This is a genomic window from Rubrivivax sp. A210 (assembly GCF_904426505.1).
In the GTDB taxonomy this organism is placed as follows: Bacteria; Pseudomonadota; Gammaproteobacteria; order Burkholderiales; family Burkholderiaceae_C; genus Rubrivivax.
The window spans coordinates 20,727-34,651 of sequence record NZ_CAJGBN010000016.1; the positions used below are offsets into that span (position 1 = coordinate 20,727).

Here is a 13,925-nt window from a genome sequence, read left to right on the forward strand (position 1 = left end):
AGCGCCCCGCATGAACGCCCTCGAAACGATAGAAGTCCACCCCGCCAGCGAGCCGCGTGCCACCGTCATCGTGCTGCACGGTCTGGGCGCCGACGGCACCGACTTCCTGCCCTTTGCCGACGAAATCCGGCCCGCCGCCCTGGGCCCGCTGCGCTGGGTCTTCCCGCGCGCTCCCGAGCGGCCGGTGACCCTCAACGGCGGCGCCAGGATGCGCGCCTGGTACGACATCCTCGGCACCGACCTGCAGCGGCGCGAGGACGTTGCCGGCCTGCGCGAATCCTTCACCGCCGTACACGCGCTGATCGCCCGCGAAGTGGCCCGCGGCATGCCAGCCCATCGCATCGTGCTCGCCGGCTTCTCGCAGGGCTGCGCCATCACGCTGGGCGCCGGCCTGCGCTGCCCCCAGCGCCTGGCCGGGCTGGCGGGCCTGTCGGGCTATCTGCCGCTGGCCGACCTGCTGGCCGCCGAGCACCACGCGGCCAATGCCGCAACCCCGGTCTTCCTGGCCCACGGCCAGCGCGACGGCGTGGTGCCACTGGCGCGCGGCGCCGCCGCACGCGACCAGTTGCAGGCCCGGGGCCAGCCGCTGGACTGGCATGAGTACCCGATGGAACACTCGGTCTGCATGGAGGAAGTGCAGGCACTGCAACAGTGGCTGCTGCGCGTGCTGCCGGGCGCATGACACCCGACTGAGCGACAACGGCGGCGCCTGCAGGGCGGCCGGCCTTGGGTTATGGTTGCGGCCACCAAAAACAGGAGGTTCCGCCCATGCCCATCTTGCGCCGCATCGTCATTGCCGGCCTGAGCGCCGTGCTCACGGCCACCACCCTGCCCGCCCTGGCCGACGCACCCCTGCTCAAGACTCAGGCCCCGGGCTGGTACCGCATGATGCTGGGCAAGTTCGAGGTCACCGCGCTGTCCGACGGCACGGTGGCCCTGCCGGTGGACAAGCTGCTTACCAACACCACGGCTGACCGCGTCAACGGCCTGCTGGCGCGCGCCTACCTCAAGACGCCGGTGGAGACGTCGGTCAACGGCTACCTCGTCAACACCGGCAGCAAGCTGGTGCTGATTGACGCCGGCGCCGCCGGCCTCTTCGGCCCCACGCTGGGCAAGCTGGTGGCCAACCTCAAGGCCGCGGGCTACCAGCCGGAACAGGTCGACGAGGTCTACGTCACCCACATGCACCCCGACCACGTCGGCGGCCTGGCAGCCGACGGCAAGCCGGTGTTCCCCAATGCCATCGTGCGTGCCGACGGGCGCGAAGGCGACTTCTGGCTCAGCCAGGCCAATCTCGACAAGGCACCGGCCGACGCCAAGGGCTTCTTCCAGGGCGCGATGGCCTCGCTCAATCCCTATGCCGCGGCCGGCCGGCTCAAGCCCTTCGATGGCGGCGGCGAGGGCGTCGAACTCGTGCCCGGCATACGCGCCATGGCAGCCCACGGCCATACGCCCGGCCACAGCCTCTACATCGTCGAAAGCGAAGGCAACCGGCTCGTCGTCTGGGGCGACCTGATGCATGTGGCTGCAGTGCAGTTCGCGATGCCGGCGGTGACGATCCAGTTCGACGTCGACGCCAAGGCTGCCGCCCCGCAGCGCAAGAAGAACTACGCTGACGCGGCCAGGAAGGGCTATTACGTCGCCGTGGCCCATGTGGCCTTCCCCGGCATCGGCAAGCTGCGCGCCGACGGCCGCGGCTACCAGTGGATCCCGGCCAACTACCAGTCGGCGCCCTGAGCGGCCGGCTGGCCGCCGCGCCCTAGCGCGAGGCGGCCGGTGCCGGCACGATGACGCGCGCCAGGCCGCCAACGCAGCCGCTGCTCTGGCCCTCGCTACACAGTGCCGGCCCGGCCGGCGGCGGTGGCCGCTGCGCAAGCCGGGCCCCGCCCGGCTCGCCCACCAGCAGCAGCACGATGCTCACCGCCGTGGCCACCGCCAGCGCCAGGATGAGCAGGCGGCGGCGGGGCGAGATGGGGCGGTAGCGGGCGGGTTCCGAGGGCACGGTGCGGGCGGCGGGGCGGCGGAAGCGGGACCGCAGTATCAACGCGAAAGCCGCCGCGGCCCGCCGCAAGGCCGGGACCGCAAGGATTTCACGCCTGCGGGCCTGGGGCACGGGCCCGCCGATGCCGAAACTCCTTGTGGCCCCTGGCAAGACGCAGCCCCGCCGGAGTCGAATCGGTATGCGCCCCCTTCCCGCCCTGCTCTTGATCACCGCCTGCGTCCAAGCCCACGCGGCCGGACTTCCCGCCTGCGACAAGGCGGTGCGGTTCAGCGCGGCCTGGTTCGCCGACCCCGAGATCGACAACACCAAGTCCGCGTCCGAGGTGACCAAGCTCGGCGCCGGTGCCGGCGGCAAGGGCACGCAACTTGGCCACGTCACGGTCGAGACCAAGTTGGCCGTCGTGCCGCAGGTTTCATGCGAGGGCGTCGTCGTGCAGCTCGAATACGCCAAGCCCGTGCTGCGCGTGGCCAGCGAGTTCCAGCCTGGAACCTGCGCCTACGCCAGGGTGATGAACCACGAGCAGGCGCATGTACGCATCCACCGCGACATCGCGCGGCAGTTTCGGGAACTGCACTATCCCTGGGGGAAGGGGGCGGGCTCAGCGGCCATCCTGTCCCACGCCAAGCAGGAACTCGACCGCCTGATGCTGGCCCAGGCCTTGTTCGACAGCCCCGAGGAATACGCCAGGAACCAGACCGTCTGCGGCGGCGAGATTCCTCGCCTCGTCAAGGCGACCCTGCCGTCCAAGCCTTGACTGGAGGCGGAACGCTAGGCCAGGCCCGAGGCCACCGGGGGCCGCTGGCGGGCCGCCACGCCGGCGACGAAGCGGCCGAAGGCGTCGAGCAGCGGCGCGGCGTCGAAGGCGGGGGCCTCCAGCATCGCCAGCGCCTGCACGGTGGCTTCCAGCGTCGAGACCTGATCGGTTTGCCGCGCCGCGCGGATCGCGCGGTAGAGAGTCGGCGCCGGCGCGTCCAGCGACAGCCGCGGCAACGCGGCCAGGGCCGGATGCTCCAGCAACATGCGCAGGCTCTTGCGCCAGGTCGCGTCGAGAACCACCAACCGCACGGGCACACCCGCCGTCGCCCGCGGTGCCGGTGGCGCGGGCGCGGCCGGCACGTCCGGGTAGAGCAGCCGCGTGTCCCGCCCGGGGCGCTGCAGCAAGGCCTGCAGCGCCGCCGGCGCGAAGCGCTCGCCGACGACCACCTCGCAGTGCGCCAGCGACAGGCGCAGCAGCGCCACGCTGTTCTTGGCCTGGCGCTGTTCCTGCGGATGCTGCAGCACCAGCACCTCGGTGCGATGGGAGGTAGCCCGCACCAGCGCACACAGGCAGTTCGCCTGCGGGCGCAGGCAGCGCGCGCAGGCCGCGCGGCGGAGGGTGGGCGGACCGATCACGCGGGAATGGTCGCACGCCCGTCCCGTCCAGCGGCACGTCGGTCAGCGCAAACGTGCATCAACCCGTTGCATCCGGGCTTGCGCAAGTTGCGTATACGCACTGACGAGAACCCAGAAGCTTCCGAAGGCCATGCGCATTAACACCAAGTGGCCTCACCCATATCAGGCAATAGGTAACGGCTGGGCAAAGCCGTTTCGCTGTCGGAAGCCTCGACTCAAGTCGGACCACGACGAACTGCGAATGGCCTGAGTCGCTGCGATAGCGGTTGCTCGACGAAGACGAAAGAGGCCCAGGCAGCCACGAGTGAAAGGAACACTCCTGCGGTAGCCAGCAAAGCCTTCGGGACATGCGCCTCCCTGAACATCCAGAAGATTGGGTAGTGCCAAAGATAGATGCCATAGGAAATTCGGCCAATGAAAACAATGCCACGCTGGGATAGTAACCTGGAGGCGACGCCTTGTTGATTTGTGACTATGTGCCAGACGATCAATGTTGAGGCCGTTGCCACGACCGCATAGCCCGCCACGATCATCCAAAGATGATGTTCTCTCAACACAAAGATAGACAATAACAGCAAAGCTCCAGCCGCTGCGCCGAAATACCCCGAAATCAATCGCAATGCTCCCTTCGCATAAAGGGCGCCCAATGCGCAGCCAAGTAGAAGACCATCGGAGTGTCCATCGAGTCCATTGTAAAGACGATCCGCCGCTTCAATGTTGGTATTCAGTAGGATGTACTTCGCTCGCCAAATCATGACGCAGAACGCCAGCGTCAACGCAGCCACCGCAATTGCCAGCGAAGTGCTCTTATTGAGCTTTCGAGCAAGGATGAACAGGCCGGCGAGCATGGGCGGCCAGATTAAATAAAACTGCTCTTCGATCGACAGGGACCAAGTGTGTCCAAATATGCTGTCGGGAGTCCAATGAAAAGCCCGCTGCCAATTCGACAGATAGACCAACGCGACACCAGCATCAACCAAGTCGTTCGACGCTGCGGCCGGCGACAAAGCTCCATGAATGAAGACGACAACCACCAACATCAGAAACAGTGCGGGCCAGAGTCTTATTGCTCGACGCAAATAGAACTTGCCGAAATCGAAATTGCCGTGCGCGGCAAACTCTTGGCAGCAGAGTAAGGTGATCAGGAAGCCAGAAATGACGAAAAACATATCGACGCCAATGAAGCCTCCGGTCAAATATGTTGGCGCGCCATGAAGTGCAACTACTGCAATCACTGCGACGGCACGCAGCCCATCGAGCGCAGGAATGTAGATCGACTTTGACATAACGCTTGACGATAGCCGATTCTCCGACACCAGCGGGAATCCAAACCGGGTGCGACGCGCCCCGACCCTGCTTGTGATTGGGTCACAGCTGGCGGCTGGCCAGTTCTGCCGCCCACGAAATGGCGGCGAAGGGTCTAGCAGCTTCATCTGCGAGCTGCGAGCCCACCGCACTAGCGAAAGGCAGCTCCAGCCTGACTCGCACCCACCAGCTTGAAGGCCGAGACCGCCCTTTGCAGCCTCTCGGCCTGCTCGCGCAGGCTCATCGCGGCGGCCGCGCTTTGCTCCACCAGTGCGGCGTTCTGCTGCGTCATCTGGTCGAGCTGGTTGACCGCCAGGTTGACCTGGCCGATGCCGCTGCTTTCCTCCTGCGTGCTGACCGTGATCTCCTTGATCAGGCTCGACACGCGCTCCACCTGCGCCACGATGTCCTTCATCGTGCTGCCCGCGTCGACGACCAGGCGATTGCCGGTGTCCACCTTCTCCACGCTGTCGGCGATCAGGCTCTTGATCTCGCGCGCTGCCTGCGCACTGCGCTGGGCCAGCGTGCGCACCTCGCCAGCCACCACCGCGAAGCCACGCCCCTGCTCGCCCGCCCGCGCGGCCTCGACCGCCGCGTTGAGGGCCAGGATATTGGTCTGGAAGGCGATGCCGTCGATGACGCCGATGATCTCGGCGATCCTGCGGCTGCTGCCGCTGATGGCGTCCATGGTCAGCACCACCTCGCCGACCACGCGCCCGCCCTTGGCCGCCACGTCCGACGCCGTGGCCGCAAGCTCGCTGGCCTGGCGGGCCGAATCCGCGCTCTGGCGCAATTGGCTGCTCATCTCCTGCATGCTTGAGGTGGCCTGCTGCAGGTTGCTGGCCTGCTGCTCGGTGCGGTTGGAAAGGTCGGCATTGCCGGTGGCGATCTCGCGGCTGGCGAGATTCAATTGCAGCACGGCCGAGCTGAGTTCGCCCAGGGTTCGCGCCAGCGCCGCGCGCATCCCGGCCAGGTGCGCCAGCAGGCTGCTGGTGTCGCCCGGTCGCAGCGGCACTTCGCGCGTCAGATCGCCAGCCGCCACGGCCTCGACCAGGTCGCGAGCGACCTCGGGTTCGCCGCCCAGTGTCGTGGTCAGCGTACGCCGGATCAGCACCGGAAACACCAGCGCCAACGTGGCGCCGAGCAGCGTCGCGGCCAGGCCCAGGATGACCGCGCGCCGGGTCTCGGCCAAGGCCCTGTCCCGCGTGGCCTGCAGGCCGGCCTGGGCCAGCTTGCCTGCGTCGAGCAAGCCCGCGCGCATCTCGCGCCAGGCCGGCGTCTCTTCCTTGTTGAGCAGCAGCACTGCCGCCGCCATGTCGGTCTTGGCCAGCGCCAGCACACGGTCACGGGCCAGCTTCTGACGGCCGCGGGCCTCGGCAACCTTGTCCAGCAAGGCCTGAGCCGCCGTGCCCGCCGCCAGCGGCGCGGCCACCTTCTCGGCCGCCTCATAGGCCTTGAGAGCCGACTCCAGGTTCTTGTAGGCCGTCGGATTGCCGGGGTCCAGCAGGATGTTGCGCAGGGCCTGGCCCGTCTGCAAGCCGTGCCCGTACATCTCCGTGACCGCCTGCGACAGCGGATGGTCCTTCTCGAAGACATCGGCAAAACGCGTCTCGGCGGCTCGCAAGGCCGCCACGCCGGCCAGCGCCGCGACGATCAATACACAGGCCGGGATGACCGACAGGAGCAACAGGCGCTTGGAAAACTTCATTCATCGCAGCGCTTGCGGCCAGGAGTCCTGACAGTGGGCGACAGCCTCGGCGTGGTGTTCAGCATGCATCGGCATTGCGCGCGCCAACTTGAGCAGCAGGGGCGAGCCGGCCCGGGCGGCGCAGCCGGCGCCTTGTACGATGGCTGCCGGACTTCCCCTGGCCTTGGGGCCGGCGGGGCCGCATTCGCAGCCACGGCTTGCCATGCCTGCGGGCCGCGCGGGGATGAAGCCAAGCCCATGCCGTCGACAACCTGGAATTCGCCTTGAAACTCGCCACCTGGAACGTCAATTCCCTCGCCGTGCGCCTGCCGCAGCTGCTTGAATGGCTGGCCATGCAGCCGGCCGACGCACCCTTGGACGCGGTGGTGCTGCAGGAGACCAAGCTCACCGACGACCGCTTCCCGGCTGCCGAGATCGAGGCCGCCGGCTACGCGGTGCAGTTCTTCGGCCAGAAGACCTACAACGGCGTCGCCCTGCTCAGCCGCGCGCCGGCCACCGGCGTGCTGCACAACATCCCCGGCTTCGACGACGAGCAGGCGCGCGTCATCACGGCCACGGTAGGCGGGGTGCGCACGATTGGCGCCTATTTCCCCAACGGCCAGGCGCCCGACAGCGACAAGTACGCCTACAAGATGCGGTGGCTGGCCGCACTGCATGATTTCGTGCGCGCCGAGCTGGTGCAGCACCCCGATCTGGTGCTGATGGGCGACTTCAACATCGCGCCCGAAGACCGCGATGTGTACGACCCGCTGGCCTGGGCCGGCCAGATTCTCTGCACGCCGCAGGAGCGCGCCCACTTCCAGGGCCTGGTCAGCCTGGGCCTGGTCGATGCCTTCCGCCTCTTCGAGCAGCCGCCCAAGAGCTGGTCGTGGTGGGACTACCGCAATCTTGCCTTCCGCAAGAACCAGGGCCTGCGCATCGATCACATCCTGGTCAGCGAGCCGCTGCGCGCTCGCGTGCAGGCCTGCACCATCGCCAAACCCATGCGCAAGAACGAGCGGCCCAGCGACCACGCGCCGGTGATCGTGACGCTGGGCTGAGGGCCGCGCCCTCGCCTGCCCAGGTTCAGTCTTCCAGCCCCAGTTCCTGGATCTTGCGCGTGATGGTGTTGCGCCCTATGCCCAGGCGCTGCGCGGCCTCGATGCGGCGGCCTCGCGTAAGGTCGAGCGCCGTCTGGATCAGGCCGCGCTCGAACTGCTTGCTCAGGATGTCCCAGACCTCGGGCTCGTTGGCGTCGAGCCGACGCCGGGCCTCGCGCTTGAGATCGGCCAGCCAGGGCGGCGGCACGGACTCGCCCACAGCCTGAGCCACCGGCTGGGCCTGGCCGGCGGGCGCCTCGACGGTGTCTGACGAGGTCGCGGCCGGCGCAGGGGCCGGCGCCGCATCCAGCATCTCGGGCGGCAAGTCCTTGGCCTCGACCACCTGGGCCGGCGCCATCACTGTGAGCCAGTGGCAGAGGTTCTCGAGTTGCCGCACATTGCCGGGGAAGTCGAAGTCGGCCAGCCGCGCCAGCGCCGACTCGGTGATGCGCTTGGCCTCGACGCCCAGTTCGCGGGCGCTCTTGCCGAGGAAGAGGCGCGTCAGCATCGGGATGTCTTCGCGCCGCTCGCGCAGCGGCGGCAGGCGCAGGCGGATCACGTTGAGGCGGTGGTACAAGTCCTCGCGGAAGACGCCCTGGCGCACGCGCTCTTCCAGGTTCTGGTGCGTGGCCGCGATCACCCGCACATTGGCCTTGAGCGGCTGGTGGCCGCCGACGCGGTAGAACTGGCCGTCCGACAGCACGCGCAGCAGGCGCGTCTGCAGGTCGAAGGGCATGTCACCGATTTCGTCCAGGAACAGCGTGCCGCCATCGGCCTGCTCGAAGCGACCGCGCCGCGTGGCCTGGGCGCCGGTGAAGGCGCCGCGCTCGTGGCCGAAGAGTTCGCTCTCGAGCAAATCCTTGGGGATGGCCGCGGTGTTGATGGCCACGAAGGGCCCCTTGTTGCCGGCGTCGCCGCGTGGGCTGTGCTTGTGCAGGGCACGCGCCACCAGTTCCTTGCCGGTGCCGCTCTCGCCGGTGATCATCACCGTGACATTGCTCTGACTCAGGCGGCCGATGGCGCGAAACACATCCTGCATCGCCGGCGCCTGGCCCAGCATTTCGGGCGCCTGGGCCTGGGCCGCATCGGCCACCTCTTCGCGCAGGCTCTCGTCGACGGCGCGGCGTATCAGCTCCACCGCCTTGGTCAGGTCGAAGGGCTTGGGCAGGTATTCGAAGGCGCCGCCCTGGAAGGCGCTGACGGCGCTGTCGAGGTCGGAGTAGGCGGTCATGATGATGACCGGCAACCCCGGGTGGCGCGCCTTCACCGCGGCCAGCAGGTCGATGCCGCTGCCGCCGGGCATGCGGATGTCGCTCACCAGCACCTGGGGCGAATCGTCCTCGAGGGCCTTGACCACTTCTTTCGGGCTCGCGAAGCAGCGCACGCTGAATTGTTCGCGCGCCAAGGCTTTCTCGAGCACGAAGCGGATGGATTGGTCGTCGTCGACGACCCAGATGGGTTTCATGCGCGGGGCGAGCCCTTCAAGGCAGCGGGATCAGGATCTTGAAAACCGTGCGTCCGGGTGCGCTGTCGCATTCGATCGTGCCGTGGTGCTGCTGCACGAAGGTCTGCGCCAACGTCAGGCCTAGCCCTGAACCGCCCTCGCGCCCCGACACCAGGGGGTGGAAGATGCGATCGCGGATGGCTTCGGGCACGCCTGGACCGTTGTCCTCGATATGCAATTCCAGTGCCAGCCGAAAGCGGCGGCGGCCGAAGGTGACCTGGCGCCCCACGCGCGTGCGCAGCTGCAACCGCGCATCGCCCGCCCCGATGCGCTCGGCCAGGGCCTGGGTGGCGTTGTGGACGATGTTCAGCACGGCCTGGATGAGCTGCTCGCGGTCGCCGCGGAACTCGGGAATGGAGGTGTCGTAGTCGCGCTCGACGTCCAGCCCGCGCGGGTACTCGGCCAGGATCAGCGAGCGCACGCGCTCGCAGACCTCGTGGATGTTGACGTCGCCCACCATCTGGGCGCGCCGGTGGGGCGCGAGCAGGCGGTCCACCAGGGCTTGCAGGCGGTCGGCCTCATGGATGATGACGCCGGTGTATTCCATCAACTCCTTGGAGTCGATCTCCATCGCCAGCAGCTGGGCCGCGCCGCGGATGCCGCCGAGCGGGTTCTTGATCTCGTGGGCCAGGTTGCGCACCAGTTCCTTGTTGGCCTGGGCCAGGCCGAGCGTGCGCTCTTCACGGTCGAGCCGGGTCTGCTGCTCGATCTCGAGCATCTCCACCAGCACGCGATCAGGCCACTCGGTCTGGTTGACGATCACATGCACCGGCAATTCGCCCGTGCCCAGCGGCAGGCGCCGCATGAGGGCGTCGAAGCGGCTGGTCGAGACCTGGTTGCTGGCCACCAGGGCCAGGGTCTCGCGCATCTGCGTCGGGTCGACCAGCCAGTCCAGCACGCTGCCACGCCTCAGGGTGCGGCGTGAAACCGCCAGGATGTTCTCCAGCGCCGAGTTGGCCTGCAGGCAGTGGCCCTCGGGGTCGACCAGGGCCACCATGGTGGCCAGCATGTCGAAGCACTCGAAGCCGGGCAAGGGCCCTGGGGTGCTCACTGCGGCAGCTTGGCAAGCTCGCGCTTGATGGCCGCGACGTCCGACTCCTTGCGCGCGATGGCCGCCTTCATCTCGGCCACGCGATCCTGGTAGCGCTGGTAATTGCGCTCGTCGCCGCCGCGCTCGGGCTCGCCGTTGTTGAACTCGCGCTGCATCGCAGCCAGGCGTTCTTCCTCGCGCCGGAGTTCATCGCCCAGGATGCGGCGCGCATCGCTGTCGCGGGCGCGCTGCGCGGCCGGGTCGACGCGCGCATCGGAAGTGCGCGGTGCGCTGGCCGCCGGTGCGGCGCCATTGCGAGGCGGCCGCGGCGGCGCCTGGATCACCGTGACCGGCGCGCCTTCGATGGTGCGGCAGCCCTTGTCGCGCGCCTCCTGGGCCGACAGCGCGTCGGTATAGAGCACGGGCGGGCCGGGACAGCGGTAGACCGGCTTGGGGTGGTCATCGGCGCGCGCCGCGCCGGCTGTGCCCATTGCCAGGGCGCCTGCCAGGGCCCATGCCGCGAGGGGGAAGAAGTGCTCGTGTGCAGCCATGTCCGCATTGTGGCGCAGCAGCCGTGCCGCCCGCACAAGACAGAAGGGGCGGACCCTTGCGGATCCGCCCCTTCCGGTAAGCCGAGGTATCCCCGATTACAGCGAGTAGTACATGTCGAACTCGAGCGGATGCGTGGTCATGCGGAAGCGCTGGACCTCGGACATCTTCAGGTCGATGTAGGCATCGATGTAGGAGTCGGTGAACACGCCACCTTTGGTGAGGAAGGCGCGGCCCTTGTCCAGGTACTCGAGCGCCTGCTCGAGGCTCGAGCACACGGTCGGGATCTTCGCGTCTTCTTCCGGCGGCAGGTGGTAGAGATCCTTGCTGGCAGCCTCGCCCGGGTGGATCTTGTTCTCGACGCCGTCCAGGCCCGCCATCAGCAGGGCCGAGAAGCCGAGGTAGGGGTTGCACAGGGGATCGGGGAAGCGCGCCTCGATGCGACGGCCCTTGGGGCTGGCCACATACGGGATGCGGATCGAGGCCGAGCGGTTCTTGGCCGAGTAGGCCAGCTTGACCGGCGCCTCGTAGCCGGGCACCAGGCGCTTGTAGCTGTTGGTGCCGGGGTTGGTGATGGCGTTCAGCGCCCGTGCGTGCTTGATGATGCCGCCGATGTAGTACAGGGCGAAATCGCTCAGGCCGGCATAGCCGTCGCCGGCGAACAGGTTGACGCCGTCCTTCCAGACGCTCTGGTGAACGTGCATGCCGCTGCCGTTGTCGCCGACGATGGGCTTGGGCATGAAGGTGGCGGTCTTGCCGTAGGCGTGGGCCACGTTGTGGATCACGTACTTCTGCAGTTGCAGCCAGTCGGCGCGCTGCACCAGGGTGCTGAACTTGGTGCCGATCTCGTTCTGGCCCGGGGCCGCCACTTCGTGGTGGTGGACCTCGACCGGGATGCCCAGCGATTCGAGGATCAGGCACATCTCGCTGCGCATGTCCTGGAAGCTGTCGACCGGGGGCACCGGGAAGTAGCCGCCCTTGACGGCCGGGCGGTGGCCCATGTTGCCGCTCTCGAAATCGCGGCCGGTGCTCCAGGGCGCCTCTTCGGAAGTCACCTTCACGAAGCAGCCGGTCATGTCGATGTTCCAGTGCACCTCGTCGAAGATGAAGAACTCGGGTTCGGGGCCGAAGAAGGCCGCGTCGCCCATGCCGCTGCTCTTGAGGTAGGCCTCGGCGCGCTTGGCCAGGCTGCGCGGGTCGCGCTCGTAGGGCTTGCCGTCACCAGGCTCGAGCACGTCGCAGCTCAGGATCAGCGTCGGCTCTTCGAAGAAGGGGTCGATGTTGGCGGTGTTGGGATCGGGCATCAGCAGCATGTCGCTGGCCTCGATGCCCTTCCAGCCGGCGATCGACGAACCGTCGAAGGCATGGCCCGAAGAAAACTTGTCCTCGTCGAAATGCGACACAGGCACGGAAACGTGCTGTTCCTTGCCGCGGGTGTCGGTGAAGCGGAAGTCAACGAACTTGACTTCGCTGTCCTTCACCATCTTCATCACGTCGGCAACGGTCTTTGCCATTCAGATATCTCCTAGCGGGGCTCGAGGGGGTGGTTTGTAGGCGGCGGACCCGGCCTTGCAATGGCGGCTCCGGAGCACCTGGCAATTTAGCAGAAAGCGTGCCCGCCCCGACCCTGGGACGACTGACCCGGGAGCGGGCAGGCAACGATCCATGACGAGAAACAGGCACCAATGAAGTGCATTCGCCCAGGCCTTACCGCACCATTTCGGGGCCAAGCTTCGCACCAAAGCGCTGCAGGCCCGAGCGCAGCTCGGCAAAGGCCGCCACCGGGTCAACGGCGCCCTTGACGCCCAGCTCGATATGCCGGCCCCACTGCGGGTGGTCGACGCTGGGCAGGCTGAAGACCTTGACGCCGGGGAATTGCGCCTCGATGGCCTCCATCAGCGGCGTCAGGCTGGCCTCCATGGCGCCGAAGACGATGACCGAGCGCTCGACGCTGCGGCCACCGCCGTGCAGGTGACGGTAGCGCGTGTCGAGCACCCCTTCGATCATCGGCCAGGCCATCACCGGGAAGCCGGGCACGAAATGGACCTCGGCCACCGAGAAGCCGGCAATCTTGTTGAAGGGGTTGGGAATGATCTGGGCACCGACCGGGAACACGCCCATGTTCAGGCGGTGCTGGTTGTCCTCGCGCTCGGGCTCGTAGGGCGTGCCCTGCTCGGCGGCGACGTCGCGCATGCGCTCGAGAATCAGATCGCGCGCCTGCGGGTGCAGCGCCAGCTCCACACCCAGGGCCGCGGCGGCGCACTGGCGCGTGTGGTCGTCGGGCGTGGCGCCGATGCCGCCGCAGCTGAACACCGGGCCGCCGCTGGCGAAGGCGTCGCGCAGCGCCGCGGTGATGCGAGGGCGGTCGTCGCCGACATAGCGCGCCCAGGCCAGTTGCAGGCCGCGGGCCGCGAGCAGTTCGATCACCTTGGGCAGGTGCTGGTCGCGCCGCTTGCCGGAGAGGATCTCGTCGCCGACGATGACGAGGCCGATGTCGGTGGTGCTGCTGCTCATGGGGCGCTTCCTTCGATGGCGACAAGGGCGGGCCTGGCCTCTGACAGACGCAGCCGCTGCAGATCGGCAAGGCAGAAATGGGCAAACCAGCAGGAGGCAAAGGCGAAGACGATGGTGTAGAGCCAGACCGAGACCACGGCCAGCAGCGGCGCGAAGATCAGCGCCGCGGCGCTGGCCGCCCACACCAGCGAGGGCAGCGCGCCCAGGTAACCGCAGCACACGCCGATGGCCAGCAGCGACCAGCGCCGGCTGCGCATCACCGCATGGCGCTCGGAAGCACTGGCGTAGGAAGCCAGCACGTCGAAGGCCAGCACGCGGCAGGTCAGCCAGCCCCAGATCAGCGGCGGCAGCACCAGCACCAGAGGCGGCACGAACCACAGCGGCACGCTCAAGGCCAGCGCCAGCAGCGCCGCTGCCGTGCAGGCCAGCGGCCACAGCAGCGCCTTCCAGCCGCTCACGCCCTCGCGCCGCTGCAGCCCCGGGAAGCGCCGCGCCACCACCAGGCGCGCCACCGCCGGGGTCACGACAAAGGCCACCAGCAGCAGCGTCAGCACCAGCACCAGCGGCACCGAGAGCGCGACCACGATCATCGGTGCCAGCAGGCTGCGCAGGCGCTGCAGGCCGGCGCTGTCCAGCCACTGCAGCAGCGCCAGCACCAGTTCACCCTGCTCGAGCGCGCTGCGCACCGCCGCTACCGTGGTCTCCCAATAGGCCCAGCCGAGCAGTCCCACGGCGCCGCCGGCCAGCGCCAGCGGCAGCAGCGACCACAGCAGCACCTTGGGATGCAGGCAGTAGGCGGCGGCCCGCCACAGGGCGTCGGCGATGTCGCGCACGCGCGCCGC

General features: G+C 68.1%; 14 protein-coding genes. 4 read left to right on the forward strand and 10 right to left on the reverse strand.

The window, feature by feature from the left end:
• Positions 1 to 10 precede the first annotated feature (10 nt).
• The gene (locus JMV16_RS12585; RefSeq protein WP_201494631.1) at positions 11 to 682 is read left to right on the forward strand and encodes an alpha/beta hydrolase; all 672 of its coding nucleotides are present in this window, start codon (positions 11 to 13) and stop codon (positions 680 to 682) included.
• Between the two features lie 86 nt (positions 683 to 768).
• Positions 769 to 1,737: an MBL fold metallo-hydrolase gene (locus JMV16_RS12590; RefSeq protein ID WP_201494632.1), complete on the forward strand. Its 969-nt coding sequence runs from the start codon at positions 769 to 771 to the stop codon at positions 1,735 to 1,737.
• A 22-nt stretch (positions 1,738 to 1,759) separates the two neighbouring features.
• Here the strand turns inward: JMV16_RS12590 and JMV16_RS12595 are convergent, their stop codons facing one another.
• Positions 1,760 to 2,002: a hypothetical protein gene (locus JMV16_RS12595; protein ID WP_201494633.1), complete on the reverse strand. Its 243-nt coding sequence runs from the start codon at positions 2,000 to 2,002 to the stop codon at positions 1,760 to 1,762.
• Positions 2,003 to 2,180: 178 nt separating this feature from the next.
• On the opposite strand from JMV16_RS12595, the gene JMV16_RS12600 reads away from it, so the two are divergent.
• Positions 2,181 to 2,756 carry a hypothetical protein gene (locus tag JMV16_RS12600; RefSeq protein WP_201494634.1) on the forward strand — a complete coding sequence of 192 codons (576 nt, stop codon included), beginning with the start codon at positions 2,181 to 2,183 and terminating at the stop codon, positions 2,754 to 2,756.
• 14 nt (positions 2,757 to 2,770) lie between these two features.
• Here JMV16_RS12600 and JMV16_RS12605 read toward each other — a convergent pair whose 3' ends face one another.
• The 3 genes from JMV16_RS12605 to JMV16_RS12615 all read right to left on the reverse strand — a co-directional run bounded on the left by JMV16_RS12605 (position 2,771) and on the right by JMV16_RS12615 (position 6,407).
• The gene (locus JMV16_RS12605) at positions 2,771 to 3,394 is read right to left on the reverse strand and encodes a tRNA-uridine aminocarboxypropyltransferase (RefSeq protein WP_201494635.1); all 624 of its coding nucleotides are present in this window, start codon (positions 3,392 to 3,394) and stop codon (positions 2,771 to 2,773) included.
• Positions 3,395 to 3,609: 215 nt separating this feature from the next.
• Complete coding sequence (locus tag JMV16_RS12610) at positions 3,610 to 4,680, reverse strand: acyltransferase family protein (RefSeq protein ID WP_201494636.1); 1,071 nt, start codon at positions 4,678 to 4,680, stop codon at positions 3,610 to 3,612.
• A gap of 170 nt (positions 4,681 to 4,850) precedes the next feature.
• Positions 4,851 to 6,407: a methyl-accepting chemotaxis protein gene (locus JMV16_RS12615; RefSeq protein WP_201494637.1), complete on the reverse strand. Its 1,557-nt coding sequence runs from the start codon at positions 6,405 to 6,407 to the stop codon at positions 4,851 to 4,853.
• Between the two features lie 263 nt (positions 6,408 to 6,670).
• Between JMV16_RS12615 and xth the strand changes: the two genes are divergently transcribed.
• A complete protein-coding gene (xth, locus tag JMV16_RS12620; RefSeq protein WP_201494638.1) occupies positions 6,671 to 7,447 on the forward strand; it encodes an exodeoxyribonuclease III in 777 nt (258 codons plus the stop codon).
• A gap of 25 nt (positions 7,448 to 7,472) precedes the next feature.
• Here xth and ntrC read toward each other — a convergent pair whose 3' ends face one another.
• The 6 genes from ntrC to JMV16_RS12650 all read right to left on the reverse strand — a co-directional run bounded on the left by ntrC (position 7,473) and on the right by JMV16_RS12650 (position 13,916).
• Positions 7,473 to 8,951: a nitrogen regulation protein NR(I) gene (gene ntrC, locus JMV16_RS12625; protein ID WP_201494639.1), complete on the reverse strand. Its 1,479-nt coding sequence runs from the start codon at positions 8,949 to 8,951 to the stop codon at positions 7,473 to 7,475.
• A gap of 16 nt (positions 8,952 to 8,967) precedes the next feature.
• Positions 8,968 to 9,999: a nitrogen regulation protein NR(II) gene (gene glnL / locus JMV16_RS12630; protein WP_201494660.1), complete on the reverse strand. Its 1,032-nt coding sequence runs from the start codon at positions 9,997 to 9,999 to the stop codon at positions 8,968 to 8,970.
• Between the two features lie 38 nt (positions 10,000 to 10,037).
• The gene (locus JMV16_RS12635; protein ID WP_310737102.1) at positions 10,038 to 10,571 is read right to left on the reverse strand and encodes a hypothetical protein; all 534 of its coding nucleotides are present in this window, start codon (positions 10,569 to 10,571) and stop codon (positions 10,038 to 10,040) included.
• 96 nt (positions 10,572 to 10,667) lie between these two features.
• Complete coding sequence (glnA, locus tag JMV16_RS12640; protein WP_201494640.1) at positions 10,668 to 12,083, reverse strand: type I glutamate--ammonia ligase; 1,416 nt, start codon at positions 12,081 to 12,083, stop codon at positions 10,668 to 10,670.
• Positions 12,084 to 12,276: 193 nt separating this feature from the next.
• A complete protein-coding gene (locus tag JMV16_RS12645) occupies positions 12,277 to 13,083 on the reverse strand; it encodes a competence/damage-inducible protein A (RefSeq protein ID WP_201494641.1) in 807 nt (268 codons plus the stop codon).
• Positions 13,080 to 13,916 carry an EI24 domain-containing protein gene (locus JMV16_RS12650; protein WP_201494642.1) on the reverse strand — a complete coding sequence of 279 codons (837 nt, stop codon included), beginning with the start codon at positions 13,914 to 13,916 and terminating at the stop codon, positions 13,080 to 13,082. Before JMV16_RS12650 ends, JMV16_RS12645 begins: the two co-directional genes overlap by 4 nt.
• Positions 13,917 to 13,925 lie beyond the last annotated feature (9 nt).